Consider the following 26,362-nt stretch of genomic DNA (forward strand, 5'->3'; position numbering starts at 1 on the left):
TTCTTTTGTTATCAATGCTGAAAGGGACTTATCCACAGATTTTCGTCTTACTAATAATAATAATTATTATCATTTCTTTTTTTCTTTTTTTTAAAAGATATAAAAACATGTTTTTTGATGTTTTCTTTTTAAATTTAACATGTGTTATCTTGAATAAAATATTAATACTGTATAGAATGAAATATTTGAAAAGGCTATTTATAAATGTTAAACACAAAAAACTTTGATGTGATTGTCATTGGAGGAGGGCATGCTGGAACTGAAGCAGCTATGGCATCATCAAGAATGGGTTGTAAGACATTGTTATTGACTAAAAAAAATACAGACTTAGGGGTTTTGTCATGTAATCCTGCTATTGGAGGGATAGGAAAAAGTCATTTAGTTAAAGAAATAGATGCATTAGGCGGAGTGATGGCTCAAGTAGTTGATTATTCAGGCATTCAGTTTAGAATATTAAATTCTAAAAAAGGTCCTGCTGTTAGATCTACTCGAGCTCAAGCTGACAGATCTCTTTATCGAAGAACACTCGTTAGGATGTTAAAGAATCAAGTTAATTTATTAATTTTAGAGGGAGAGGTAAAAGACTTAATTATTAAAAATTATCGAGTTATAGGCGTGTTATTAAATGATGATCATAATTTTTATGCGAAATCTGTTATACTAGCCACTGGTACTTTTTTAGGAGCCAAAATACACATAGGTTTAGAAAGTTATTCTTCTGGAAGGATAGGTGAAAAAGCTTCTGTAGATTTAGCTGATAGATTAAGAGATTTACCTTTACGAATAGATAGACTAAAAACAGGGACTCCACCTCGAATTGATATTAATACTGTTAATTTTGATAATTTGTTTGTTCAACATGGGGACTGTCCTGTTCCAGTTTTTTCATTTATGGGTCATCCTTCTCAACATCCAATTCAAAAACCATGTTATCTTACAAAAACTAACGAAAAAACTCATGAAATAATACGTAAAAATTTAGATAAAAGTCCGGTTCACAAAAAAATTATAACAGGATTGGGCCCTCGATACTGTCCATCTATAGAAGACAAAATACTTCGATTTCCTGACAAAAAATCTCATCAAATTTTTTTAGAGCCAGAAGGTTTATCTAGTGTAAAAATTTATCCTAATGGAATTTCAACAAGTTTACCATTAAATGTTCAAGAAAAAATTCTATGGTCAATAAAAGGATTAGAAAAATCTAAAATAATTACTCCTGGATATGCTGTTGAATATGATTTTTTAAATCCTAAAGATTTAAATCCAACCTTGGAAAGTAAGTTAATCCAAGGGTTATTTTTAGCCGGTCAAATTAATGGTACAACTGGATATGAAGAAGCAGCTGCTCAAGGATTGCTTGCTGGTTTAAATGCTGGTTTAAATGCAATGAATGCTGAATCTTGGTTTCCTAGACGTGACCAAGCATACTTAGGGGTTCTTATTGATGATCTTTCTTCTCGAGGAACTCAAGAGCCTTACCGAATGTTTACTTCTCGAGCAGAGTATAGATTAACTTTAAGAGAAGATAATGCTGATTTACGATTAACAGAAATTGGTCGAAAATTTGGATTAGTAGACGATCTTAGATGGTCTCGATATAATAAAAAGTTAATTAATATTAAAAATGAAACTAATCGTTTAAAAGAAATAAATATTCATCCTTTTTCTGATGATGCGGTAACTTTAAATACATTTTTTGGGGTGACTTTAAGCAAAGAAATTAATGCTGTAGATTTATTAAAACGTCCAGAAATTACTTATAAAAATTTAAAGTTGTTAAAAAGTTTTAATTCAGGTATTTCTGATATACAAGTTATAGAACAGATAGAAAATACAATTAAATATGAAGGTTATATTAAAAGACAATTAGAAGAAATTCACCGACATTTAAGAAATGAAAATACTCTTTTGTCTTCTGATTTTAATTACTTTGAAATTAAAGGACTATCTAACGAAGTAGTTAAAAAGTTAAATGACCACAAACCTGTTTCTATTGGACAAGCATCAAGAATTTCCGGTATTACACCTGCTGCAATATCCATTTTATTAATTCATTTAAAAAAAATTCATGATAGAAGTCGCTTTTCTTAAAAAAAATTTTATGGTTCATCTTTTTAAAATTTGCATTTAATAATCAAAAAATTGTTAGTATAAATAAAATTTAAAGTGCAATTTTATAAAAGACGTGATTTTAAAATCTAGATCAATAATTGTTTTTTAAAAAATCTTAGTATTTTAGACATTTTTAAAATACATTCAGAATTTTTGTTATAATGTGTTTTAAAATATGTCAAACAGGACAGAGCTCATGGTTTTAGAAAAAATATCTAATCCTCAAAAATATATCAATCATCATTTAAGTCATTTTCAAATAGATTTAAGTAATTTTAAAATTGTTCAACCTAACCAAATTCTTTCTCAATATTGGATTTTAAATGTAGATTCAATATTTTTTTCGGTAATATTAGGATGTATTTTTTTAAGTATTTTTTATGTTTCTTCAAAAAAATTTACTATGAAAGTTCCAGGAAAATTACAAACTGGAATCGAATTAATTTTTGAATTTGTAGATTCTAATGTAAAAAGTATTTATCAAAGCTCAAACACTATGATTGCATCTTTGTCATTAACTATTTTTGTTTGGGTGTTTTTAATGAATCTTATGGATTTAGTTCCAATTGATTTTTTTTCTTTTATATCTAACAACATTGTAAATTTACCAGAAATGCGTATTGTTCCATCTTCTGATGTAAATATTACGCTATCGATGTCAATTGGAGTTTTTATCTTAATTTTATTTTATAGTATAAAAATAAAAGGTATAATTGGTTTTTTGAAAGAGTTAACTTTACAACCTTTTAATCATCCTGTTTTTTTTATTTTTAATTTTGTGTTGGAATTTATTTCTTTGTTATCTAAACCTATTTCTTTAGGATTAAGATTGTTTGGTAACATGTATGCGGGAGAAATGATTTTTATTTTAATTGCAGGTTTGCTACCTTGGTGGGCGCAGTTTTTATTGAATGTGCCATGGGCTATTTTCCATGTTCTAATAATTTTTCTACAGGCTTTTATTTTTATGGTATTGACTATTGTTTATTTATCAATGGCTTCTCAATCTCATGAAAGTAAAAATTAGTTATTATTTTATTAAAGAAGAGTATGTAATGGAAATTTCAAATATTGATATGTTGTATATGGCAGCGGCAATAATGATTGGATTAGCGGCTATTGGCGCAGCTATTGGTATTGGGATTTTAGGTAGTAAATTTTTAGAAGGTGCTGCAAGACAACCTGATTTGGTTCCTTTATTAAGAACTCAATTTTTTGTTGTTATGGGGTTAGTAGATGCAATTCCTATGATTGCCGTAGGTTTAGGTCTTTATATGTTATTTGCAATTTCTTAATTATGTAGTTTTAGATTTTTAAAATGAGCAGATTAAATTTTAGAAATTAAAAAAATGCAATCTTTACGTTTTTAAAATGATAACGTAAAGATTAATTTTGATTCTCAATTTAGAAGGTAAATAAAAGTGAACCTTAATGCAACAATTTTAGGACAATCTATTTCTTTTATATTATTTGTTTGGTTTTGTGTAAAATATATATGGCCTCCGATTATTTTAGTAATAGAAAATAGGCAAAAAAAAATAAAAGATTCTTTAATTCTTTCAAAAAATGCAAGAAAAGAATTTCATATTACTCAAAAAAAAATGCATGAAATTATTCAAGAAGCTAATTTCAAAGCTGCTTGTATTTTAAAAAGGGCAAATGAAAAAAAAATATTAATTTTAGAACAAGCTAAAAAGAAAGCCTTACAAGAGTCCAAACAAATTACCATAAATGCTAAATCAGAGCTTCAAATAGAAATTGAACGTGCTCGTAAAGATTTACATTCAGAGATAGTAAATTTATCAATTTCTATAGCTGAGAAAATTATTAAAAAAAATATTAAAAAAAATGAGAACCAAACTTTAATAGATCAATTAGTTATGTTTTTACCCCAGGTTAAATTTTAATGATGGAATTAAAAACCATTGCTAGACCTTATGCTGAAGCAATTTTTTATATTGCTATTCAAAAAAACACTATAGAAGAATGGAAAAAAATATTAATTTTAATAAATGAAATTTCTTCTAATGAAAAAATTAAACATTTTTTATCAGGTGCTTTATCACCTAAATATTTAGCATCGGTATTTATTTCAATTAGCAAAGATTTAATTAATAAAGAAGCTGAGAATTTTATAAGATTATTAGCTCAAAATCAGCGCCTTAACATATTAAAGAATATATTAAATGAATTTTTAAACTTAGAAGCATTGCACAAAAACATTATTTATGTTGAATTAACATCATCTTTTCATCTAGAAAATACTCAAATAATTCAAATAAAAAACACTTTAGAAAAAATTTTATTAAAAAAAATTAAATTTATATATAAAATTGATCAATATATACTCAGTGGTATTATTTTAAAAATAAATGATACTGTATTGGATTTTTCCATGAGAAATGATCTTGAAAAAATGTCTCATATTTTAAAATATTAAGAGAACAATAAAGTATATGAAATTAAATCCAATAGAAATTAGTCAATTAATTAAAGAAAGAATTGATCAATTTGAAGTATTTCATCAATCTAAAAACGAAGGTTTTATTATTTCTGTTGCTGATGGAATTATAAGAATTCATGGTTTATCTGATGTTATGTTAGGGGAGATGATTTTATTACCTCACAATGAATATGCTATTGCTTTAAATTTGGAAAGAGATACAGTTAGCGCGGTGGTCATGGGGCCTTATCTTCACATTACTGAAGGGGCAAAAGTAAGGTGTACAGGAAAAATCTTAGAAGTTCCTGTTGGTTTTAATTTTTTAGGTCGTATTGTTAATGCGCTTGGTTTTCCTATAGATGGGAAAGAGTCAATAAAAAATGATGGTTATTTACCAGTAGAAAATAACGCTCCTGGAGTAATTGATCGTCAGTCGATTGATCAACCAGTTCAAACTGGTTATAAATCTATTGATGCCATGATTCCTATTGGTCGTGGGCAGAGAGAGCTAATTATCGGCGATCGACAAACAGGAAAAACTGCTTTAGCGATAGATACTATTATTAATCAAAAAAAATCTGGTATTTACTGCATTTATGTGGCTATAGGTCAAAAATTTTCCACTATTATTAATGTTGTCAAAAAATTAGAAGAACACAATGCTTTGTCTAACACCATTGTAGTCGTAGCTTCAGCTTCAGAATCCCCATCCTTACAATATTTAGCACCATACTCCGGTTGTTCCATGGGGGAATATTTTCGAAATAAAGGAAAAGATGCTTTAATTGTGTATGATGATCTTTCAAAACATGCAGTAGCTTATCGTCAAATTTCTTTATTATTAAGAAGACCTCCAGGAAGAGAAGCTTTTCCAGGGGATATATTTTATCTTCATTCTCGTTTATTAGAAAGATCGTCCCGAATTACTTCAAAACATGTCGAGTATTTAACTAGAAAAAAAGTTGTTGGCAAAACAGGTTCACTGACTGCTTTACCTATTATTGAAACACAATCTGGAGATGTTTCAGCATTTGTTCCTACAAACGTCATTTCTATTACTGATGGTCAAATATTTTTAGAATCTAATTTATTTAACTCTGGAATTCGTCCTGCTGTAAATGCAGGTATATCAGTTTCACGAGTAGGAAGTTCTGCTCAAAGTAAGATTATAAAACGATTATCATCTGGAATTCGATCAGTTTTAGCTCAGTATCATGAGCTTGCTGCTTTTTCGCAATTTGCATCTGATTTAGATGACACTACTCGGAAACAATTAGTTTATGGACAAAAAATTACCGAATTATTAAAACAAAAACAATATTCTCCTCTGTCTATAGCTGAACAAGGATTGATGCTATTCATTGCAGAAAATCATTTTTTTGATGATGTTTCTACAAACCAAATAATTCAGTTTGAAAAAGATATATTATTTTACGCTGATTCTAATTACTCAAATTTAATGAAGAAAATAAATCAAACTGGTGATTTTAATCATTTAATAAAAACAGAATTTATAGAATTAATTAAAAATTTTAAAAGTTCTTTTTTTTAATAAATTACATGTAAATTTATTAAATGTATTGAGGAGATATATATTGTCTAGTACAAAATCAATAAAAGATCAAATAATCAGTGTTTTCAATACTCAAAAAATAACTAAAGCTATGGAAATGGTTGCTGTTTCTAAAATGAGAAAAACAGAAGAAAGGATGCGTGCTGGTCGTCCATATGCTAATATAATTAAAAAAGTTATTAGTCATATCTTACAAGGAAGTTTAGAGTATCGACACAGTTATTTAGAACATAGAAAAGTTAAACGTGTGGCTATAATTATAATTTCAACTGATAGAGGTTTATGTGGTAGTTTAAATACCAATCTGTTTAAGCAAGTATTATTTAAAATTCAAAAATTTACGAAAATGAGTGTTGTATGTGATTTAATATTATTTGGTTTAAAAAGTTTATCTGTTTTTAAATCATGTAGCAGTATGATACTTTCTCAAGTTAATAACATAGGTGATAGCCCTAAATTGTCAGACTTTATTGGATCTATAAATGAAGTATTAGAAAAGTATAAAAAAAATCAAATTGATCAAATTTTGATTGCTTATAACGTATTTCAAAATAAAATATTACAATGTCCAACAGTTAGTCAATTGTTGCCTTTATCTATAAAAAATTTTAAAAATTTTAAAAATTCAGACATGAAAAGTAAAAAATGGGATTATCTATATGAACCTGAATCTAAAATAATTTTAGATGTATTATTTAACCGATATATTGAATCTCAGGTATATCAGAGTATTTTAGAAAATGTAGCTAGTGAACAAGCTTCTCGAATGGTCGCAATGAAAACAGCAACAGATAACAGCAAAAATCGTATTACAGAATTAAAGTTGATTTATAATAAAGCTCGTCAATCTAGCATCACTCAAGAGTTAACCGAGATTGTATCAGGTGCGGCAGCAGTTAATTAATTTAAAGTTAGCAAGAGGTTGTTAAAATGTCTGCTGGAAAAATTGTTCAAATTATTGGCGCTGTAGTAGATGTAGAATTTAATCAAAATTCAATTCCAAAAATTTATAATGCTTTAACAGTAAAAAATGGAAAATTAGATTTAATTCTAGAAGTACAGCAACAGCTGGGATCAGGTATAGTTCGTACTATTGCTATGGGCTCTTCTGATGGATTAAAAAGAGGATTGATTGTCACAGATTTAGGGCATTATATAAAAGTCCCAGTTGGAAAGTCAACTTTAGGGCGAATAATTAATGTGTTAGGTAAACCGATAGATAATAAAGGTCCTTTAAAAAATCTAGATCATTCTAATGTTGAACATTGGGAGATTCATAGATCTCCTCCAACTTATATAGATCGGGATAGCTCTCAAGAAATATTAGAAACAGGTATTAAAGTTATTGATCTTATTTGTCCTTTTTCAAAAGGTGGAAAAGTGGGTTTGTTTGGAGGAGCTGGAGTAGGCAAGACAGTAAACATGATGGAATTAATTCGAAACATTGCTATCGAACATTCTGGTTATTCAGTTTTCACTGGAGTAGGTGAGAGGACTCGAGAAGGAAATGATTTTTATCATGAAATGAGTGATTCTAAAGTTTTAGATAAAGTTTCTCTTGTATATGGACAAATGAATGAGCCTCCTGGAAACAGATTACGTGTTGCTTTTACAGGTTTAACAATTGCAGAAAAATTTCGTGATGAAGGGAAAAATGTTTTATTGTTCATTGATAACATTTACAGATATACGCTGGCAGGTACAGAAATTTCTGCTTTGTTAGGAAGAATGCCTTCTGCAGTAGGTTATCAGCCAACTTTATCCGAAGAAATGGGTTTGCTTCAAGAACGTATTACTTCAACTAAAAAAGGTTCTATTACCTCAATTCAAGCAGTATATGTTCCAGCTGATGATTTAACGGATCCATCTCCAGCAACAACATTTGCACATTTAGATTCTACAATCACATTAAGTCGACAAATAGCATCATTGGGAATTTATCCTGCTGTTGATCCTTTAAATTCAACAAGTCGTCAATTAGATCCTAATATAGTAGGAGAAGAGCACTATGAAACTGCTAGAAGAGTTCAATCAACGTTACAAAGATATCAAGAATTAAAAGACATTATTGCTATATTAGGTATGGATGAATTATCTGAAGAAGATAAAGTATTAGTTGCCAGGGCTCGAAAGATACAAAAATTTTTATCTCAGCCTTTTTTTGTGGCAGAAGTTTTTACTGGTGTACCGGGTAAATACGTATCATTAAAAAATAATATTCTTGCTTTTAAAGGAATATTAGATGGTGAGTTTGATTTGTTTCCAGAGCAACTGTTTTATATGGTAGGATCCATTGAAGAAGTAATAGAAAAATCAAAAAAACTATAATATTTTATATTATATAAATATTTAGGATATATTAATGAATTTTCATTTAGAAATAGTAAATGCAGAAAAAAATATATTTTCTGGTTTGGTAAAAAAAATACACATATCAGGAAGTGAAGGAGAACTGGGAATTTATCCGGGACATACTCAATTATTAAGTATGATCAAACCAGGTATGATATGTATATCTCATATAAATAAAAAAGATGAATATATGTATATATCTGGAGGAATATTAGAAGTACAACCAAAAAATGTGTCTGTTTTAGCAGATACTGTAATTCGAGCAGCAGATTTAGATCGTCTTCGTATTTTAAAATCTAAAAAACAAGCCGAAAAGCTCATAACAAATTTAAATGTTATCAAAAATAAAAATGATGTTTTAAGAAAGATTTCAAAAGAAATTGCAAAGCTGAGAGTTTTTGAAATAATAAATAAATTTAAATCCTAGTTTATGAGTAGTTTTTAGCGGCTGGTATTCCTGCCGCGATTATTTAAAAAAAATTTTGATAGTTTTTATGTTTTTTGTAAATTATTTTTTAAAAAATTAAAAGTATAATTTTTTATATATCAATATTAACTGCTTTTAAAGCGTTTAGTTTAATAAATTGTCTTCTAGGTTCTACTAAATCTCCCATGAGAGTATTAAATAAACTATCTGCGGATATTGCATCTTTAATAGTAACTTGAAGCATGTTTCTAGTTTCAGGATTCATAGTAGTATTCCAGAGTTGCTCTGGATTCATTTCCCCTAGCCCTTTATATCTTTGTATAAATAAACCACGTTTAGATTCTTTTATCAACCATTCTTCAGTATTTTTTATGTCATTGATTTTGTATCTGTTGTTTTCTTTTTCTATAAAAGTCTCATCTTCAATAAATTGATTAAATTTTTGATTTATTGATTTCATTAATAAATATTCTTTACTTTCAAAAAAATTGCTATTTAATTTGTATTCTCTATGGCATTCGTATTTAGACATAATTATATTTGGTTCAAATGTATTATTATTAATGTTTTGTTTAATTTTCGCAGAATAATAAATGTTTTTTTCTTTTTGATTAAGCGTCAGTATTAATGTATCTGTCCATTTTTTGACAATTTGCTTATCTTTCAAATCATCTAAATATGAATGACATATAAGTGCATCTAATATTGACCTTGGAAAATAATATTGATTTTTTTTCATTATTTTATGGATCATATTATATTGAAGTATAATTTTTTTAAATTGTAATATTTCGTCATTAACAACGTAACAATTATTTTTTTTTAAAGAAATTCCGGAAAGTGCTATTTTCATTTGATATTTATGCATTTCTTCATCATTTTTAATATATTCAGATTTTTTTCCTTTTTTTACTTTGTAGAGCGGAGGTTGTGCGATATAAATATGTCCTTTTTCAATTAACTCAGGAAGTTGGCGATAAAAAAAGGTCAATAATAGTGTTCGAATATGAGCTCCATCTACGTCAGCATCAGTCATAATAATAATATGATCGTATCTAAGTTTTTCTAAATTGTATTCATTTTTTCCTATTCCACATCCAAGAGCCGTAATTAGAGAAGTTAGTTCTTGAGACAGTAATATTTTATCAAATTTTGCTTTTTCGACATTTAATATTTTACCTTTTAAAGGTAGAATTGCTTGGTTTTTTCGATTTCTACCTTGTTTAGCGGATCCCCCGGCTGAATCTCCTTCTACTAAATAAATTTCTGATAATTTAGGATCAGTTTCTTGGCAATCAGATAATTTTCCAGGGAGACTGACTAAGTCTAAAATTCCTTTCTTTTTATTTATTTCCCGTGCTTTTCGAGCAGCTTCTCTTATTTTAGCTGAGTTTATGATTTTATGAATAATTGGTTTAGCGTCTGCTGGATTTTCTAGAAAGTATTCAATTAAATGTTCATTAATTAATGATTCTATAACAGATTTAGCTTCAGAAGAAACTAATTTATCTTTAGTTTGAGAAGAGAATTTTGGATCAGGTATTTTAATTGATATAACTGCTGTTAGCCCTTCTCGAGCATCTTCTCCGGTAATAGTAATTTTATTTTTTTTGTTATATCCTTCTCGATCTATATGAAGATTTAATGTTCGAGTCATACCAGATCGAAATCCAGCCAAATGTGTTCCGCCTTCTCTTTGTGGTATATTGTTTGTAAAGCAATATATGTTTTCTTGATGAGAATCATTCCATTGTATTGCAACTTCTAATTCTATCTTATCTTTTGTACACTTAAAATAAAAGATGCGTGAATGGATCGGTGTTTTATTTTTGTTAAGAAATTTAATAAATGCTTTAATTCCTCCCTTATGATGGTAGTGATTTTTTATATTGGTTCTAGTATCTTTTAAATGAATTGAGATATTAGAATTAAGAAATGATAATTCACGTAAACGTTTAGATAAAATTTCATATTGAAATTTTGTATTATTAGTAAATATTTTATAACTGGGCCAAAATCTTATATATGTTCCAGTTATTTCAGTTTTTCCAACTATAGAAAGCGGGTTTTGAGGTATGCCGTATTTATATGTTTGTTGGTATTTTTTTTTATCTTTATAAATAATTAATTCTAACTTTTCAGATAAAGCATTTACAACAGATATTCCTACACCATGCAATCCACCTGATATTTTATACGAAGTGCTATCAAATTTTCCACCTGCGTGCAATATTGTCATTATTACTTCAGCAGCTGAAATATTTTCTTCAGTATGAATGTCTGTAGGGATCCCTCTACCGTCATCTTTTATAGAAACTGAATTATCTGAATGAATAACTACTATAATTTCTTTACAAAACCCTGCTAGTGCTTCATCAATAGAATTATCTACTACTTCAAAAACCATATGATGCAATCCACTGCCGTCGTCTGTGTTTCCAATATACATTCCTGGACGTTTTCGAACAGCATCTAATCCTCTCAATATTTTAATGCTGGAAGAATTGTATGCGTTTTCCATAAGTTTACCTTTTAAGTTTGTGAATTATATTTTTTTAATTTTATTTATTTTTTATAAAAAATTTAATAAGACATATAATAAAATTATTAAATTACGTCAATTTTTAATTTTTTAAAGTATTAGCGCTTCAGTAACATAACAACATATAAAGTTAAGGGATTATTATCTGACTCAATTTGAATTGAAGAGCCAGACTGATTTAAAAGTAAAAAAATATTTTCACTTTTGATAGCGTTTATTATGTCTAACATATAGTATACATTAATTGAAATTTCAATTGCTGGACCAAAATAATGTATTCTAAAAAAATCTTTTGCTGTTTCATCTGCTTGGTTGTCGGATAATACTATAAATTTGCCATTTTTAATGATAATTTCAACACCACAAAATTTTTCATGTGATAAAATAGCTGTACGCAATAATGATTTTTTTAACAACTCACGATTAATAAGAATAGGGTTTTCTTTTTTTTCTATCAAAACATTATTATAATCAGGATATTTTCCTTCAATTAATTGAGCAGTAAAAATTAAATTTCTTAGATATATTCTTATGTTATTGTTACTAATCAAAATACGTATTAACTGTTCAGGAATACTCAGTAGTCTATTTAGTTCAATTACTCCTTTTCTAGGGATAATGACGGAAAATTCAGGTATTTTTTTATTTAAGTTAGTTTTTGATATAGCTAATCGATATCCATCTGTAGCAACACTATGAAGAATTTCTTTTTTATATTCAATTAACATACCATTAAGATAATAACGAACATCTTTTTGTCCCATTGAAAATTCTGTTCTTTCTATCATATCTTTAAGAGCATGACAGGGTATATAAAATTCTGAAAAATGAGAAAAATTATGATGATTTGGAAAGCTATCTGAAGGAAGCGTAGTTAATTCATAATGACTGTTTTCGTAGTTAACATGCATTTTTTCATTATTTAATTCTATTGTGATATCTGATTCTTCTGATGCATTTCTACAAATATCTAATAATTTTTGACCAGAGACAGTTATTTTTTCAAGTTGGTATCTTTTTTCCATCACAATATTAGAAATTAATTCTATTTCTAAGTTTGTTGCAGTTAATGATAGATTTGTTTCTTCAATTTTAATGAGTATATTTTCTAAAATAGGAAAGTTTGTGTTTTTAGTTAACAATTTATTTATTTTTTTCAAATTTTTGACTAAAATTTTATTTTTTATAGTAAATTTCATATGTTTATATTGATAATGTTCTAATTAATTTTAAAAAATCTTCTTTAATTTCATGATTTTCTTTTCTAAGTTGTGTAATCTTACGACAAGCATGTAATACAGTAGTATGGTCTCGACCGCTAAACGCATTTCCAATTTCGGGTAAGCTGTGATTAGTAAGTTCTTTTGCCATTGCCATTGCCATTTGTCTTGGGCGAGCTACTGAGCGAGATCGTTTTCTTGATAACAAGTCTGACACTTTAATTTTATAGTACTCTGCTACTTTTTTTTGAATACTATCAATAGTGATTAGTTTTTCTTGAAGAGCTAATATATCTCTAAGAGCTTCCCGAACAAAATCTATGGTAATTAAACGATGAGTAAAATGGGCATTGATGATAATTCTATTAAGAGCACCTTCTAATTCACGTACATTAGATCGAAGTCTTTTTGCAATAAAGAAAGCAACTTCATTTGTTAATTTAATATTGTTTTCATCTGCTTTTTTTATAAGGATGGCAACTCTTGTTTTTAGTTCTGGAGGATCTATAGCAACAGTTAATCCCCATCCAAATCTTGATTTTAAACGATCTTCAACACCATTGATTTCTTTAGGATATCGATCAGAAGTTAGAATAATTTGTTGATTTCCTTCTAAAAGAGCGTTAAATGTATGAAAAAATTCTTCTTGAGAGCGCTCTTTATGAGCAAAAAATTGAATATCATCGATTAATAATGCGTCAACAGAACGATAATATAATTTAAATTTTTCAATAGCATTATTTTTTAATGCTTTTACCATATCTTGCACGAAACGCTCAGAATGCATATAAATAATTTTAAAATCATATCTAGATGCTAAAATTCCATTTCCTATAGCATGAAGCAAGTGTGTTTTTCCTAGACCAGTTCCGCCATATAAAAATAGTGGATTATAAGAATTTCCTGGGTTATTTGCGACTTGAGAAGCTGCAGAACGTGCAAGTTGATTAGATTTTCCTTCTATAAAGTTTTCAAAATTTCTTTTTTCATTAATATTAGAGCGATAAGACGATTTTTTGAAGACAGGGATTTTATTCCAAATTTTTGTTTTGATTTTATTTTGATCATTTTTTAAAATAGTTTTTTTATTTTTTTTTTCTATAGCATTATGATGCACTTTAAATTTTATTAATGGATAATTTGAACCGCAAAAATCCTGCAGTATTTTTTGAAAAAGAATTAAGTATTTATCTTTAATCCAATCTAAAATAAATTCATTTGGAGCATATATTTCTAATATATTGTTCTTTATTTCAGCTTTTAAAGAGCGTATCCACATACTAAATTCTGTAGAAGGCAGCTCTTCTTGTAGCCGGTCAAGACACTGTTTCCAAAGAGAAAGTGACACATTAAACTCCAAGAGAACCAAAAAATTAATAAAAACTAAAACTTAAAAAAATTGTTATTTTGTTCTTAATGTAATATACGTAATTGATGCAAACATATCTTGTATAGATTATATTTTACATTAAAAGTTATACAATCTAAGATTAGTAACTGTTTTAAAAAGGATTTAAAATATTTTTTAAATATTTTTTGAAATAAAACATAGGTTTTCTCATCAGATCATAATATTAAAAATATTTTTCTTAGCATCTTAATTTGTATTGCATTACTATTGAAAAAGTTAAATTAAGAAGTTTAAATAAAAATTATGGTTTTAATTTAGTGAATTTGCTGTTTATATAAGTTAGAATAACTCTAATTTATTAAAAATTTTATATATATTATTTTATAACATATAGCTGGGTAAATATTAAAAATGAAACGTACTTTTCAACCTTCAATCTTAAAACGAAATCGTTCTCATGGGTTTAGAATTCGAATGGCAACAAAAAGCGGTCGTTACATTCTATCACGAAGACGTTCAAAATTAAGAACACGTTTAACTGTATCTAGTAAATGATGGGTTATATAAGTGTTAAACTATTTTTTTAAAAAGAAATTAAGATTGTCAAATTCCACAAACTTTAAATATGTTTTTAATAAGCCTTGTATAAATTATACTTGTGAAATTAGTATTTTCGGACGTTTTAATTTATTAGGACACCCTAGATTAGGTTTAAGTGTACCTCGAAAATATATTAAATTTGCTAATAAAAGAAATAAGATAAAAAGGTTAATTCGAGAGAGTTTTCGGTTACTACAACATAAATTAATTTCAATGGATTTTGTAGTAATAGTAAAAAAAAATATTGCTTTATTAAAAAATAAAAAAATAATGAATATATTGGAGAATTTATGGATAAATTATTACAAACAATTGTACATTTAAATTTTTAAGTTTTATTGTTATTAATCTACCTAAATTATTTAAGACACAAGCGAATATTAATTATGGATGTTCAGCGCAATTTTTTTATCTTTTCTTTTTTGTTTATTTCTTTTTTACTTTGGCAAGCATGGCAAAATCAATTAATTGATAATAAAATAAATAAAACGAATTTCACATTTGATTTTATTAATGAAAAAAAAGAAAAAAATCAAATTTTTGTTAAAACTGATGTATTAAATTTAGTAATCAATATGAATGGAGGTGATATAGAAGAAGCCAGTTTACTTGCTTACAAAAATAAACTTAAATCTTCTAAACCTTTTAAATTGCTTGAAACTGGATCTAATTTTGTTTATCAAGCGCAAAGTGGATTAATTGGAAAAGATGGACCAGACAGTACTTCTAATAATGAAAGACCATTATATTTTTGCAAAAAAAGATTTTTTGAATTGAAAAATAATGAAAAAGAATTACATGTTCCCATTAAATGGATTGGAAAAAATGGTGTTATTTATATAAAAAATTTTATTTTTAAATCTGGACAATACAATATTAAAGTAGAATACTCTATTTTTAATAAAACTGATAAAAGTTTACAACTTAATTCATTCGGACAACTTAAGCAAACAATAAATTTACCTAAAAATCGCGATTCTGATAGTGAGAATTTTGCTTTTGAAAATTCCCGTGGTACCGCTTATTCGACTATAGATAACAAGTATGAAAAATATAAATTTGATTCCATTGCTGACAATAAAAATCTATATATCACAACAAAAAATGGATGGATTGCAATGTTACAAAAATATTTTACTGCAGCTTGGATTCCTAAAAATACTGGTGATAACATTATTTATACATCTTATGCAAAAAATAATGTTGCTGTAATTGGATACAAATCGTCTTTAATTACTGTTCCACCTCATTCTAATCGTACAATTAAATCGGTTTTATGGATTGGTCCTAACATACAACAAGATATGGCATTAGTTGCTCCAAATTTAGACTTAACAGTAGATTATGGTTGGCTTTGGTTTTTATCTCAACCTTTATTTAAATTATTAAAGTTTTTATATAACTGGATAGGAAATTGGGGATATTCTATTATTTTAATCACTTTTATAATGAAAGCTGTAACTTATCCTCTAACAAAGGCGCAGCATATTTCTATGTTAAGAATGAGAAGTTTACAACCAGAAATTCACAAAATTAAAACACAATTTCAAGATGATAAGAAAAGAACAAGTCAAGAAATAATGTTATTGTATAAAAGAGAAAAAATAAATCCAATTAATGGATTTTTACCTATTTTAATTCAAATGCCCATTTTTTTATCTTTATATTACGTATTAATCGGTTCAGTAGAGTTGCGTCATGCTCCTTTTTTACTATGGATTAATGATTTATCTAGTCAAGACCCTTATTATGTACTGCCCATTATAATGGGTTTAACAATGTTTTTTATTCAAAAAACTTCGTCTACTAGTAGAACAATTGAAGATCCTTTGCAAAGCAAAATTATGAATTTTATACCAGTTATTTTTACTGGATTTTTTTTATGGCTTCCAGCTGGACTAGTTTTATATTATATTGTAGGTAATTTAGTTACTATTTTTCAACAAAAGTTTATTTTTTCCAAAAAAATAATTATAAATTAAATAAATAAGATTTTATATTTTTTATAAAAGAATTTATATGTATTTTATAATTAAAAAAACAGAATAAGAAAGTTATTGTATGATTCATATTGATACGATTGTCGCTCAAGTTACTGCTCCTGGAAAAAGTGCAGTTGCAATATTAAGAATTTCCGGATCTCAAGCAGGTCAAGTAGCTATAAAAATTTTAGGGCAAATACCTAAATCAAGATTTGCTAATTATTCGAAATTTTTAGGAAAAAACAAATCTACATTAGATAAAGGTATATCTTTATGGTTTCCTTCTCCTTACTCTCTAACTGGTGAAGATGTATTAGAATTACAAGGACATGGCAGTCCTCTAATTATAGACTCATTAATGAAACGAATATTATCTATTAAAAATGTAAGAATAGCAAAACCAGGAGAATTTTCTGAGCGCGCGTTTTTAAATGGTAAAATCGATTTAATTCAAGCAGAATCTATAGATGATTTGATTAACTCTGAAACAACCTCTTCTATGCGTGCATCTTTAAATTCTTTGCAAGGTGATTTTTCTTTTTATATTAAGGAATTAATTAAAATACTAATTAGTCTTCGGACACATATAGAGGCAAGTATAGATTTTTCAGAAGAGGGAAATTACGATAATTTAATAGATTTAGTTAATTTGAAAATAAAAGAATTAATCAATAAATTTAAAAAAGTTAAAATAATGGCTTTACAAGGAAGTCTTTTAAGAGAAGAAAAAAAAATAGTTATTGCGGGTTTACCTAATGCAGGAAAATCAAGTTTATTAAATGCTTTATCACGATGTGATCGAGCTATAGTGACTGATGTACCTGGTACAACAAGAGATGTCTTGTATGAACGGATTAATATTAGTGGTCATTTGCTTGAAATTATTGATACTGCTGGTTTGCGTCATACGGATGATGAAGTAGAAAAAATTGGAATTGAAAAAGCTTGGAAAAAAATTAAAGAATCAGATCATGTACTTTTTGTCATTGATAAAACATTAATTTCTAATGAAAAACATCAAAAAATGATATGTCAAGAATTTTTAAAAAATATTTCTAATAATATAGAGGTAACTTTTATTTTAAATAAAAATGATTTAGTATCAAGTAGTTTTGATTCTAAAAAAATTGGAAAATTCACGTATATCAGCATTTCTACTCGTACTGGTAAAAACATTGATTTATTACGTCATCATTTAATAAAAAAAGAAATTAATGAAAGTAGAGAAAGTACATTTATTGCCAGAAGACGTCATGTTACTCAATTAAATTTAGCTTTTAGTGAAGTTTTGAAATCTAACAATATTTGGAAAAAATTTAAAAATATTGAATTGTTAGCAGAATCTTTAAATTTGACTCATAAATTATTAGGAGAGATAACTGGTGAATTTACTTCTGATGATTTGCTAGATCATATTTTTTCTAACTTTTGTATTGGTAAGTAGATTTGTAAAAATATAGATTAGAGGATAAAAAATGTGCCCGGAGGCGGAATTGAACCGCCGACACGGGGATTTTCAGTCCCCTGCTCTACCGACTGAGCTATCCGGGCAATTTTTATATTAGATCACTAAAAGTAAAAGATTGTCAATATTTTTTTAAAGAACTGTGTACTTCTTTAATTAAGCACTTTAATTTCTTTTTTAAATACGACTAATTTAATAAAAAATGTTTTTTAACCCTTGAAAGTTTAAATAAAGATCCCTATATTTAAAAGTAAGAGATCATTTTAATAAAAAATTTTTTTAAAAAATATTAAGCAAGATTATTCACAGGAGTGTTATCAATATGAAAATTCGTCCGTTGCATGATCGTGTGCTTGTGAAACGTAAAGAAGTAGAATCAAAATCTTCAGGTGGAATTGTTCTTACTGGTTCTGCTGCAGAAAAATCTACTCGAGGTACAGTTTTATCAGTAGGTAAAGGTCGCATTTTGGATAATGGAAGTATTAAATCTTTAGATGTTAAAGTTGGTGATGTAGTTATTTTTAATGAAGGTTATGGTGCAAAAACAGAAAAAATCGATAATGAAGAAGTGTTGATTTTAAGTGAAAACGACATTTTAGCAATTGTTGAATAGTAAACCATGCTGTATTCATTGAAAAATATATTTAAGGAAAATATCAAAAATGGCCGCTAAAGACGTAAAATTTGGTAATGAAGCGCGTATTAAAATGCTTCGCGGAGTTAATGTTTTAGCTGATGCAGTAAAAGTAACTTTGGGTCCAAAAGGTAGAAACGTTGTTTTAGATAAATCTTTTGGAGCCCCAAGTATTACTAAAGACGGCGTGTCAGTAGCTCGTGAAATTGAACTAGAAGATAAATTCGAAAACATGGGCGCTCAAATGGTAAAAGAAGTTGCATCAAAAGCAAATGATGCAGCTGGTGACGGTACTACTACAGCAACTTTATTAGCTCAATCTATTGTTAATGAAGGTTTAAAAGCTGTAGCTGCTGGAATGAATCCAATGGATCTTAAGCGTGGAATCGATAAAGCTGTTATAAGTGCCGTAGAAGAGTTAAAAAATTTATCTGTACCATGTTCCGACTCTAAAGCAATTACTCAAGTAGGAACAATTTCTGCAAATGCAGACGAAAAAGTTGGAGCATTAATTGCTGAAGCAATGGAAAAAGTCGGTAATGACGGAGTAATTACTGTTGAGGAAGGAACAGGTTTACAAAACGAATTAGAAGTAGTAAAGGGGATGCAGTTCGACAGAGGTTATCTGTCTCCTTACTTTATTAATAAACCAGAAACAGGGATTGTAGAACTGGAAAATCCATATATTTTAATGGCTGACAAAAAAATATCTAATATCCGTGAAATGCTTCCAATATTAGAGTCTGTCGCTAAATCTGGTAAGCCTTTATTAATTATTTCAGAAGATTTAGAAGGGGAAGCTTTAGCCACTTTAGTGGTAAACTCTATGAGAGGAATTGTAAAAGTTGCAGCAGTAAAAGCCCCTGGTTTTGGTGATCGTCGTAAAGCAATGCTTCAAGATATATCTATTTTAACTAGTGGATCTGTTATCTCTGAAGAGTTAGCAATGGAATTAGAGAAAACTACATTAGAAGATTTAGGTCAAGCTAAAAGAGTGGTTATAAGCAAAGACACAACAACAATTATTGGTGGTGCTGGAGAAAAACACACAATTAAAAGTCGAATCAGTCAGATCCGACAAGAAATTCAAGAAGCTACTTCTGACTATGATAAAGAAAAACTAAATGAACGTTTAGCTAAATTGTCAGGTGGAGTTGCAGTTCTAAAAGTAGGTGCGGCTACAGAAGTAGAAATGAAAGAAAAAAAAGCTCGTGTGGAAGACGCATTACATGCAACGCGAGCAGCTGTAGAAGAAGGTGTAGTTGCAGGTGGTGGTGTAGCGTTAGTGCGAGTAGCGGGAAAAATGTCGAATTTAAGAGGTCAAAACGAAGATCAAAACGTAGGTATTCGAGTAGCCTTACGAGCAATGGAAGCTCCGCTTCGACAAATTGTTTCCAATTCAGGTGAAGAGCCTTCTGTAGTAACTAATAATGTAAAAGATGGAAAAGGAAATTATGGTTACAACGCTGCTACTGATGAATATGGTGACATGATAGATTTTGGAATCTTAGATCCTACAAAAGTAACTCGTTCTGCTCTACAATATGCAGCTTCTGTTGCCGGTTTAATGATAACAACAGAATGCATGGTTACCGATTTACCAAAAGAAGATAAATCTTCTGATTCCAGTTCTTCTCCTGCAGGAGGAATGGGTGGTATGGGCGGAATGATGTAGTTAATGACTCAAATAATTATAATTATTTAAATTAATACAATGTCTTTTCTTCGGGCTAATTGGCCCGAAGGAGAAGGTTCTTATAACATAAAAATTATAAATTAATTCGTAAAATTTATATCTATTCTAATTTTATTGTTATAAATCTAAAAATAATTTTATACAGCGTTTTATTTAGTATTTTTTAATTTTAAATCAAATGTTCAAAATACTCTGTTTAAAAATACAGATAAATGTAAAAAATATAATTTTTTACTAACATATAACTTATGTTTTAAAATACAAAATGACATATTTTTTATAATCTTTATTTTTTAGTATGAAAAGAGGCGAGAATGAGAATTTATAATAGTAATAACTTTCGTGTAGGCTATAAAATTATATTTAATAATGAACCTTATTTAATTGAATCTAATGAATTTGTTAAGCCAGGAAAAGGACAAGCTTTTGTTCGCGTAAAATTAAGAAAATTATTAACAGGACAATTAATAGAAAAAACATTTAAATCTACTGATTCTTTAAAAGAAGCAGATATTGTAGAGCATACTTTATCCTATTTGTATAATGATAGTAATTTTTGGTATTTTATAAATACTAAAACATTTGAAGAATTGTCAATAGATAAAAAAATTGTTGGTTCTCATAAAAAATGGTTATTAGAACAAGATACATGTGTCGTTACTTTTTGGAATAACCAACCAATTTCGATTACACCTAATATTTTTGTAAACTTAAAAGTAATATATACAGAAGCTACTTTAAAAGGAGATACAGTTAATACTGGTACTAAACTTGCTAAGTTAAGTACAGGTGCTTTTGTAAAAGTACCGCTATTTATAAAAGTAGGATCGTTAATAAAAGTAGATACTCGAACTGGTGAATACGTATCAAGAATTAAATAAAATAGATACATGTCAATATTCATTTCCTTTTACGTATTGTCGATAACTGTCCCATTCAAAAGTAAGCCATAAACTATTTCCTAAGCGCATTCTATCTATAACTCTTTCTCCTAATAAGTTTTTCATTCCTTTATGATCCAAATTGGACAACATACCAGTTGATCTTTTTGACGAAGAACGTCTGTCAACTATTTGGTTAATAATGACTTTTTCGTATCTAGATTCAGTTTGCATTCCTATTTCGTCAATCATAAGCAGATCTACACTGCTAAGATTATGTAATAAATTTTCTTCAGTAACGTTACTAGTTCCACTAAATGTTCCTTTCATGTTTGACATTAAGTCAGCCACTGTTACAATTAAAATGCTTTTATCATGTAAAATTAAATAATTTCCTATCGCAGATGCTAAATGATTTTTTCCTGTCCCCGGTCTTCCAGAAAAAATAAAACTAGCAATATTTTCGTTAAATTCTTCAGCATATCGCTTAGCAGCTTCTAGTACTTTTTTTTGACCTTCATGCTCAATTTTATAGTTTTCAAATGAACAATTCATATATAATTCACGAATTCCAGATCTGCCTAAAACACGTTGCATTTTCATAGCTTTATTTTCACGCAATATAGATTCAGAAGACAATCTACCTTGTTCTTGGTTCCAAGCTAATAAATCTTCATCATTATGAAATTTAGGTTGGATATTATTGGGCATGAGACGTTGAAGTCGTTTAAAAAAATTTCTATAAAATGTCATTATTTACCTCTAAATCCATCAGGAATTGTTTTATCAGGAACTGGTATATGAGTAATATCTCTTTGTTTTTTGAGTTTATAATTAAGAGATCTACTATTTTGTAAACTTCTTGCTAATTTTTGTTGCCATTGTATATGATAAAAAAAACAACCTTCTGCTTGCCAGTAAGCAATGAAAGATGCAAGTTCATAACTTTGAACTTCTTCTTTTAATATAATCCCCCAAAGTGCAGATTGTTGTATAAAATCAGAATCTGGAATCCATTTCTTGTGCATTGCAAATTTTTTTATTTTATTATTCTTTTTTTCTATTTTTTGGTCTTTTATATAATGTTCTTGATTGAATAATTTCTCTAAAAAATCCGAACTAACGGCGTAAAATATAGGACTATTATTTTCGAAAACTGCTACAGCACCATTTTCTGATTTTTTTAAAATATTAATTGGATTTTTGCAGAAAAATTTAAAATCTATCCCATCAGAAACTAAAATTTTCATTAATATTATATTTCATCCTATTTGTCTTATAAAATTATGTAAAATAAAAAATATATCAATTGATTTTTAAATAAAATATAGCGTATATTATATATTTTTTGATTTAAAAATATAAAGATAAAATTCTATTTTACGCGTATTTTTTTTTTTATATAGAATCCAGTTTTTTGGCATAACTAAAGAGTGTTTTTTTTCTTTTTCTATATACACGAGAGAATCTTCTTTTAACCATTTTCTGTCTTCAAGTAAATTCAAAGTTTTTTTTATCAGTTGTTTTTTGTAAGGGGGATCTACAAATATTATATCATAAGGTTTTCTTCTTTTTTTTAACCAATGAAAAGTATCAGTATGAATAACATTCATATTAGATATATTTAATTTTTTAACATTTTTAGTGAGTTTATATGCCGTTTTTTTATTTATTTCTAATGATGTAACAAATGCAGCATGACGAGATATAGCCTCAATTCCTAATGCTCCGCTTCCTGAAAAACAATCTAAACAACGAGCATTTTTTATATGTCTTTCAAGCCAGTTAAATAATGTTTCTCGTATACGATTAGTTGTAGGTTTTATATTTGGAGTATTAATTAAAGAGATCTTTTGTCTTTTTAATTTTCCGGAAATGATGTAGATTTTTCCTTTTTTTTTTGAAAAATAGTTATTCATTTTTTTAGATTATTAATATTAATAGTATTGATTACTTTATTACAAAAATAATTCGATTGTATACTCAATATATTAAAAATTTTTAATGATGTATTTATTTAAATATCAAAAATAGAAGTCATTTTTTAGTTTCTTGAAAGTATGAGGTTGATAATATGAAAGATAATCCAAAAAATAGTTTTTTTTCCTGGTTAACTTCCAAAGTTAAAAGAAAACGTACAAAAAACGATATTAAATCTATCAAGTTTAAAGATAAAGAAAAAGTTGAATCTTTATCAAAAAATAAGTTGCGTGTTAAAGAAAAAGATTTAGATAAAATTTCAAAAACATTAGATTTTTTTGATGCTGTCAAAGTTCACAAAAACAAAAACAAGTTTGAAAGTATAGAAGAATCTGGTAAAAATTTAATTAGTATCAAAGATAGTTCTAGTTTAAAAAAAAATTTTTTTATAAATTTAAAGGAAAGTTTAAAAAAAACAAAATTATTTTTTGACAATAAAATTAGTTGTTTGTTCTCATCCAAAAAGATAGATGATTCTCTTTTTAAAGAATTAGAAGAAAAACTTTTACTCGCTGATATTGGAATTAATACTACTAATTTTATTATTGAAAGATTAATTAATGATATTAATGAAGAAAATTTACAAAGTTCTGAAAAAATATATTTTTTGCTAAAAAATAATATGCGCTCTTTATTAAAAAATGTAGAAATGCCTTTGAAGATATTAAAATATCAACCTTTTATTATTTTAATTACAGGAGTAAATGGTGTAGGGAAAACTACTACAGCCATTAAATTAGCAAAAAAATATAAGTTAGAAGGAAAATCAGTAATGTTAGCTGCAGCAGATACATTTCGAGCTGCAGGTATAGAACAATTAAAGGTACTAGGAAAAGCAAATAATATCCCAGTAATAGCGCAACGTTCTGGATCAGATCCAGCATCAGTAGTATTTGATGCAGTGAAATCTTCTATTTCTAAAAAAATTGATATTTTAATTATTGATACAGCAGGAAGATTACATAATAAATTGCATCTTATGGAAGAATTAAAAAAAATAGTTAGAGTCATTAAAAAATTAGATTCATCTGCTCCTCATGAAAAAATATTAATTATAGATGCTTGTAATGGTCAAAATACAATTAACCAAACAGAAATTTTTCATAAATCATTAAATTTAACCGGTTTAGTAATTACTAAATTAGATGGAACTGCAAAAGGAGGAGTTGTTTTTTCATTAGCGAATCAATTTTCCATTCCAATTCGATATATAGGAATTGGAGAAAAAACGTCAGACTTAGGTATTTTTAACAGTCAAGATTTTATCAATTCTATATTTTATCAAGAATAAACATAGTTTTAAATGTCAATCTTAATGTATATTTTATTAAGATAATTGTTTCGTTTACTGTAATTAGCAGTAACATAAATCTTTGATTTATTATTTTAATTAAAGTATGATATATAATTCCCACATGTTCATCATTCAGTGTATATAATTTGTTGATGCGGGAATAACAATGATCAATAAAGTACAGATTTTATCTGTTACGCCATTAGGAAATTTAGACGCTTATATTAGAATAGCTAATTCATTCCCCATGCTTTCAATTGAAGAAGAAAAATCATTGACGCAAAGATTGCGTTATAATGGAGATTTGGATGCAGCTAAAACTTTAATTCTTTCCCATCTTCGTTTTGTGATTCATATCTCACGAAATTATTCTGGATACGGTTTACTTCAATCAGATCTTGTGCAAGAAGGTAACATCGGATTAATGAAAGCAGTTCGAAAGTTTAACCCAGAAATAGGAGTTCGTCTGGTTTCTTTCGCTGTTCATTGGATTAAATCTGAAATACATGAATATGTTTTAAGAAATTGGAGAATTGTTAAAGTTGCAACTACTAAAGCTCAAAGAAAATTATTTTTTAATTTAAGAAAAAGTAAAAAAAGATTGGGTTGGTTTAATGAAGAAGAAATTAAAATAGTTGCTCGAGAATTAGGAGTTAGCAATCAAGATGTAAGAGAAATGGAATCCCGAATGTCAGCTCAAGATGTTACCTTCAATCCAATTCCAGAAGAAGACATGTTAGATAAGAAAAGTAATGGTTCAGGAATGCCATACCTAAGAGATAAAAATTCTAATTTTGCTGTTGATCTTGAAAAAAAAGACTGGAACGAGCATGCTCAAAATAAGCTCAGTAGTGCATTAATGGGCCTAGATAAAAGAAGTCGTCACATTATTTATGCTCGTTGGTTAGATAAAAATAAAAAAAATACACTACAGGCTATAGCTAATAATTATGGAATTTCTGCGGAGAGAGTTCGACAATTAGAAAAGAATGCAATGAAAAAATTGAAAATAGCTATAGAAGCTTAGTTTAGTATAATTAAAACTGAAACAGTCAAGAGTCTATATTTTATTTGATCAGATAATTATCTTTAACAGAGTATGAGAATAATTTTTTATTATACTTAAAACTCATACTCTTTTTAAGATAAAAGATATGTCGCACAAATAAAATGTTTTAACGTTTTATGTAAACGTAACAAATTTATAAAAATTTTAAATTTAGTTAATATTTTTTTATTTTTAAATCAATATAATACGTAAAAAATTAAAAAATTGTGTGAATAATAAAAAATTAGTGTATTTAAAAAATAAATTTTTGTATTAGATTTTATTTATTTTGTATTTAATAAAAAATATTTTGATGGCATCATACTTAAAAAATATTTTTCAATTTATTTTTTTGTAAATAATCTGTGAGAAGCTATTGGTATCAATCTTTATTTTTTAGATCTCTTTATCTTTTTGATTAATAGAATTAAAATAAGAAACGCATTTTTTAAAAAATATATCTTTTTTGAAAAATTTTTAATAATATTTGAAGAAAATCTCTTATTTTTTCAAGTTTTTTAAATTGATAGTTTAATAGAAGTATAGTATATTTTAAATATATTTAACATTTTCTGATAACTACAAAATAATATAATTTCTTCAGATTTAGTAGATTTATCTTTTTAAATGTTTTCTAAAATATGTTATTGTATAAAATTTTTTATACTTTGAGATAATTAGATTTTATTTTTATATGCTTTTTAGATAAAAAAATTATTGAGCTAGTTGTTTTTATCATAAATGTTTTATTTTATATAA

At 27.3% G+C, this 26,362-nt stretch carries 24 protein-coding genes and 1 tRNA gene; 18 read left to right on the top strand and 7 right to left on the bottom strand.

Features of this window, described 5'->3' with window-relative positions:
- Positions 1–204: 204 nt before the first annotated feature.
- The 9 genes from mnmG to D9V75_RS00045 all read left to right on the top strand — a co-directional run bounded on the left by mnmG (position 205) and on the right by D9V75_RS00045 (position 8,910).
- Entirely contained in the window at positions 205–2,094 is a 1,890-nt protein-coding gene (gene mnmG, locus D9V75_RS00005) for a tRNA uridine-5-carboxymethylaminomethyl(34) synthesis enzyme MnmG (RefSeq protein ID WP_158343044.1), read from the top strand.
- A gap of 217 nt (positions 2,095–2,311) precedes the next feature.
- Entirely contained in the window at positions 2,312–3,142 is an 831-nt protein-coding gene (gene atpB, locus D9V75_RS00010) for a F0F1 ATP synthase subunit A (protein WP_158344034.1), read from the top strand.
- Between the two features lie 28 nt (positions 3,143–3,170).
- Entirely contained in the window at positions 3,171–3,410 is a 240-nt protein-coding gene (gene atpE, locus D9V75_RS00015) for a F0F1 ATP synthase subunit C (RefSeq protein WP_158343046.1), read from the top strand.
- Between the two features lie 126 nt (positions 3,411–3,536).
- On the top strand, positions 3,537–4,022 hold the full coding sequence (locus D9V75_RS00020) for a F0F1 ATP synthase subunit B (protein WP_158343048.1): 486 nt from the start codon (positions 3,537–3,539) through the stop codon (positions 4,020–4,022).
- Positions 4,022–4,555: a F0F1 ATP synthase subunit delta gene (locus D9V75_RS00025; protein ID WP_158343050.1), complete on the top strand. Its 534-nt coding sequence runs from the start codon at positions 4,022–4,024 to the stop codon at positions 4,553–4,555. The genes D9V75_RS00020 and D9V75_RS00025 overlap by 1 nt, the downstream gene beginning before the upstream one ends.
- Positions 4,556–4,571: 16 nt before the next feature.
- Positions 4,572–6,110, top strand: a complete 1,539-nt coding sequence (gene atpA / locus D9V75_RS00030) for a F0F1 ATP synthase subunit alpha (RefSeq protein ID WP_158343052.1) — start codon at positions 4,572–4,574, stop codon at positions 6,108–6,110.
- Positions 6,111–6,153: 43 nt separating this feature from the next.
- Positions 6,154–7,035 (top strand): F0F1 ATP synthase subunit gamma, encoded by an 882-nt coding sequence (gene atpG / locus D9V75_RS00035; protein ID WP_158343054.1) that lies wholly within the window; start codon positions 6,154–6,156, stop codon positions 7,033–7,035.
- A 26-nt stretch (positions 7,036–7,061) separates the two neighbouring features.
- The gene (gene atpD, locus D9V75_RS00040; protein WP_158343056.1) at positions 7,062–8,459 is read left to right on the top strand and encodes a F0F1 ATP synthase subunit beta; all 1,398 of its coding nucleotides are present in this window, start codon (positions 7,062–7,064) and stop codon (positions 8,457–8,459) included.
- A gap of 28 nt (positions 8,460–8,487) precedes the next feature.
- Complete coding sequence (locus tag D9V75_RS00045; protein WP_261979454.1) at positions 8,488–8,910, top strand: F0F1 ATP synthase subunit epsilon; 423 nt, start codon at positions 8,488–8,490, stop codon at positions 8,908–8,910.
- Between the two features lie 112 nt (positions 8,911–9,022).
- Here D9V75_RS00045 and gyrB read toward each other — a convergent pair whose 3' ends face one another.
- From gyrB to dnaA, 3 genes are all read right to left on the bottom strand, one after another.
- Positions 9,023–11,431: a DNA topoisomerase (ATP-hydrolyzing) subunit B gene (gene gyrB / locus D9V75_RS00050; protein WP_158343060.1), complete on the bottom strand. Its 2,409-nt coding sequence runs from the start codon at positions 11,429–11,431 to the stop codon at positions 9,023–9,025.
- Between the two features lie 119 nt (positions 11,432–11,550).
- Positions 11,551–12,651, bottom strand: a complete 1,101-nt coding sequence (dnaN, locus tag D9V75_RS00055) for a DNA polymerase III subunit beta (RefSeq protein ID WP_158343062.1) — start codon at positions 12,649–12,651, stop codon at positions 11,551–11,553.
- 4 nt (positions 12,652–12,655) lie between these two features.
- On the bottom strand, positions 12,656–13,951 hold the full coding sequence (gene dnaA / locus D9V75_RS00060; protein WP_410051791.1) for a chromosomal replication initiator protein DnaA: 1,296 nt from the start codon (positions 13,949–13,951) through the stop codon (positions 12,656–12,658).
- A 483-nt stretch (positions 13,952–14,434) separates the two neighbouring features.
- Between dnaA and rpmH the strand changes: the two genes are divergently transcribed.
- The 4 genes from rpmH (at position 14,435) to mnmE (ending at position 18,049) form a co-directional block, all read left to right on the top strand.
- Complete coding sequence (gene rpmH, locus D9V75_RS00065; protein WP_158343066.1) at positions 14,435–14,578, top strand: 50S ribosomal protein L34; 144 nt, start codon at positions 14,435–14,437, stop codon at positions 14,576–14,578.
- A 12-nt stretch (positions 14,579–14,590) separates the two neighbouring features.
- Complete coding sequence (gene rnpA, locus D9V75_RS00070) at positions 14,591–14,947, top strand: ribonuclease P protein component (RefSeq protein ID WP_158343068.1); 357 nt, start codon at positions 14,591–14,593, stop codon at positions 14,945–14,947.
- Positions 14,948–15,009: 62 nt separating this feature from the next.
- Positions 15,010–16,605 carry a membrane protein insertase YidC gene (yidC, locus tag D9V75_RS00075; protein ID WP_158343070.1) on the top strand — a complete coding sequence of 532 codons (1,596 nt, stop codon included), beginning with the start codon at positions 15,010–15,012 and terminating at the stop codon, positions 16,603–16,605.
- A 79-nt stretch (positions 16,606–16,684) separates the two neighbouring features.
- Positions 16,685–18,049, top strand: a complete 1,365-nt coding sequence (gene mnmE, locus D9V75_RS00080) for a tRNA uridine-5-carboxymethylaminomethyl(34) synthesis GTPase MnmE (RefSeq protein ID WP_158343071.1) — start codon at positions 16,685–16,687, stop codon at positions 18,047–18,049.
- Between the two features lie 34 nt (positions 18,050–18,083).
- Here mnmE and D9V75_RS00085 read toward each other — a convergent pair.
- Positions 18,084–18,156: transfer RNA gene (locus D9V75_RS00085), tRNA-Phe, on the bottom strand.
- A gap of 236 nt (positions 18,157–18,392) precedes the next feature.
- On the opposite strand from D9V75_RS00085, the gene D9V75_RS00090 reads away from it, so the two are divergent.
- The 3 genes from D9V75_RS00090 to efp all read left to right on the top strand — a co-directional run bounded on the left by D9V75_RS00090 (position 18,393) and on the right by efp (position 21,281).
- Positions 18,393–18,683: a co-chaperone GroES gene (locus D9V75_RS00090; RefSeq protein WP_158343073.1), complete on the top strand. Its 291-nt coding sequence runs from the start codon at positions 18,393–18,395 to the stop codon at positions 18,681–18,683.
- A gap of 49 nt (positions 18,684–18,732) precedes the next feature.
- On the top strand, positions 18,733–20,379 hold the full coding sequence (gene groL / locus D9V75_RS00095; RefSeq protein WP_158343076.1) for a chaperonin GroEL: 1,647 nt from the start codon (positions 18,733–18,735) through the stop codon (positions 20,377–20,379).
- Between the two features lie 335 nt (positions 20,380–20,714).
- Positions 20,715–21,281, top strand: a complete 567-nt coding sequence (efp, locus tag D9V75_RS00100) for an elongation factor P (RefSeq protein ID WP_158343078.1) — start codon at positions 20,715–20,717, stop codon at positions 21,279–21,281.
- Positions 21,282–21,293: 12 nt separating this feature from the next.
- Here efp and dnaC read toward each other — a convergent pair whose 3' ends face one another.
- The 3 genes from dnaC to rsmD all read right to left on the bottom strand — a co-directional run bounded on the left by dnaC (position 21,294) and on the right by rsmD (position 23,200).
- A complete protein-coding gene (gene dnaC / locus D9V75_RS00105) occupies positions 21,294–22,034 on the bottom strand; it encodes a DNA replication protein DnaC (protein WP_158343080.1) in 741 nt (246 codons plus the stop codon).
- Positions 22,034–22,531, bottom strand: a complete 498-nt coding sequence (gene dnaT / locus D9V75_RS00110; protein WP_158343082.1) for a primosomal protein DnaT — start codon at positions 22,529–22,531, stop codon at positions 22,034–22,036. The genes dnaC and dnaT overlap by 1 nt, the downstream gene beginning before the upstream one ends.
- A gap of 87 nt (positions 22,532–22,618) precedes the next feature.
- Positions 22,619–23,200: a 16S rRNA (guanine(966)-N(2))-methyltransferase RsmD gene (rsmD, locus tag D9V75_RS00115; RefSeq protein WP_158343084.1), complete on the bottom strand. Its 582-nt coding sequence runs from the start codon at positions 23,198–23,200 to the stop codon at positions 22,619–22,621.
- Positions 23,201–23,355: 155 nt separating this feature from the next.
- On the opposite strand from rsmD, the gene ftsY reads away from it, so the two are divergent.
- Together ftsY and rpoH are read left to right on the top strand one after the other, a co-directional pair.
- Positions 23,356–24,552 (top strand): signal recognition particle-docking protein FtsY, encoded by a 1,197-nt coding sequence (gene ftsY, locus D9V75_RS00120; protein ID WP_158343087.1) that lies wholly within the window; start codon positions 23,356–23,358, stop codon positions 24,550–24,552.
- A 169-nt stretch (positions 24,553–24,721) separates the two neighbouring features.
- The gene (gene rpoH / locus D9V75_RS00125; RefSeq protein WP_158343089.1) at positions 24,722–25,582 is read left to right on the top strand and encodes an RNA polymerase sigma factor RpoH; all 861 of its coding nucleotides are present in this window, start codon (positions 24,722–24,724) and stop codon (positions 25,580–25,582) included.
- Positions 25,583–26,362: the final 780 nt, after the last annotated feature.

It is taken from the genome of Buchnera aphidicola (Muscaphis stroyani) (genome assembly GCF_005080865.1).
Classification (GTDB): domain Bacteria; phylum Pseudomonadota; class Gammaproteobacteria; order Enterobacterales; family Enterobacteriaceae; genus Buchnera; species Buchnera aphidicola_AG.

Coding starts and splice junctions, on each gene's coding strand:
- mnmG (WP_158343044.1), top strand. CDS start 205: ATGTTAAACACAAAAAACTTTGATGTGATTGTCATTGGAGGAGGGCAT.
- atpB (WP_158344034.1), top strand. CDS start 2,312: ATGGTTTTAGAAAAAATATCTAATCCTCAAAAATATATCAATCATCAT.
- atpE (WP_158343046.1), top strand. CDS start 3,171: ATGGAAATTTCAAATATTGATATGTTGTATATGGCAGCGGCAATAATG.
- D9V75_RS00025 (WP_158343050.1), top strand. CDS start 4,022: ATGATGGAATTAAAAACCATTGCTAGACCTTATGCTGAAGCAATTTTT.
- atpA (WP_158343052.1), top strand. CDS start 4,572: ATGAAATTAAATCCAATAGAAATTAGTCAATTAATTAAAGAAAGAATT.
- atpD (WP_158343056.1), top strand. CDS start 7,062: ATGTCTGCTGGAAAAATTGTTCAAATTATTGGCGCTGTAGTAGATGTA.
- gyrB (WP_158343060.1), bottom strand. CDS start 11,431: ATGGAAAACGCATACAATTCTTCCAGCATTAAAATATTGAGAGGATTA.
- dnaN (WP_158343062.1), bottom strand. CDS start 12,651: ATGAAATTTACTATAAAAAATAAAATTTTAGTCAAAAATTTGAAAAAA.
- dnaA (WP_410051791.1), bottom strand. CDS start 13,951: ATGTGGATACGCTCTTTAAAAGCTGAAATAAAGAACAATATATTAGAA.
- rpmH (WP_158343066.1), top strand. CDS start 14,435: ATGAAACGTACTTTTCAACCTTCAATCTTAAAACGAAATCGTTCTCAT.
- yidC (WP_158343070.1), top strand. CDS start 15,010: ATGGATGTTCAGCGCAATTTTTTTATCTTTTCTTTTTTGTTTATTTCT.
- mnmE (WP_158343071.1), top strand. CDS start 16,685: ATGATTCATATTGATACGATTGTCGCTCAAGTTACTGCTCCTGGAAAA.
- D9V75_RS00090 (WP_158343073.1), top strand. CDS start 18,393: ATGAAAATTCGTCCGTTGCATGATCGTGTGCTTGTGAAACGTAAAGAA.
- groL (WP_158343076.1), top strand. CDS start 18,733: ATGGCCGCTAAAGACGTAAAATTTGGTAATGAAGCGCGTATTAAAATG.
- efp (WP_158343078.1), top strand. CDS start 20,715: ATGAGAATTTATAATAGTAATAACTTTCGTGTAGGCTATAAAATTATA.
- dnaC (WP_158343080.1), bottom strand. CDS start 22,034: ATGACATTTTATAGAAATTTTTTTAAACGACTTCAACGTCTCATGCCC.
- dnaT (WP_158343082.1), bottom strand. CDS start 22,531: ATGAAAATTTTAGTTTCTGATGGGATAGATTTTAAATTTTTCTGCAAA.
- rsmD (WP_158343084.1), bottom strand. CDS start 23,200: ATGAATAACTATTTTTCAAAAAAAAAAGGAAAAATCTACATCATTTCC.
- ftsY (WP_158343087.1), top strand. CDS start 23,356: ATGAAAGATAATCCAAAAAATAGTTTTTTTTCCTGGTTAACTTCCAAA.
- rpoH (WP_158343089.1), top strand. CDS start 24,722: ATGATCAATAAAGTACAGATTTTATCTGTTACGCCATTAGGAAATTTA.